This window comes from Mesorhizobium sp., from assembly GCF_004962925.1.
GTDB lineage: Bacteria > Pseudomonadota > Alphaproteobacteria > Rhizobiales > Rhizobiaceae > Mesorhizobium.
Genome location: NZ_SUEO01000434.1, coordinates 1 through 490, shown reverse-complemented (window position 1 = coordinate 490; position 490 = coordinate 1). Strand labels below are relative to the sequence as shown.

Here is a 490-nt window from a genome sequence, read left to right as displayed (position 1 = left end):
ACAAAATAGAGGTCGTGCTGGCGCCGCGTGATGGCCTTGCGCAAAGCTGCGAAATCCGACAGGCCGGCATCATTGAGCACGATGATCTCACCGTCGATGATGGCGTTGTCCGCATCGAGCGACTTCGATGCGGCGGCCAGGTCGTGGTATTTCGCCGTCCAGTCCAAGCCACGGCGGGTGAAAATGCGCGTTCCGCTTTCGTCAATGATCATTTGCGACCGGTAGCCGTCGAACTTGAGCTCATGAAGCCACACGCCGCTTTCGGGAGGCTTCTCCACCAAAGTCGGCATTAGTGGCGGGACAAACTTCAAACGCATGCATTGACTCGCAAAACTGCGATTCAATTAGCATGTGCTTAATTAGTTCCCATTTTAACGAATCGTTGACCGCGCCGTTCCAGAATAGGACGGCGCGGTCAAACCCAACCGGATTGCGCAGGCGGCTCCGGCAATTCAGCACCCCGCCTCACTGTCGGAGCCGCTTCCACACT

General features: G+C 56.7%; 1 pseudogene. It reads right to left on the bottom strand.

From position 1 onward, the window contains the following. Window positions 1-317: pseudogene (locus tag E5W87_RS35575) on the bottom strand (ATP-dependent DNA ligase); the annotation flags it as partial. Between the last annotated feature and the right edge of the window lie 173 nt (window positions 318-490).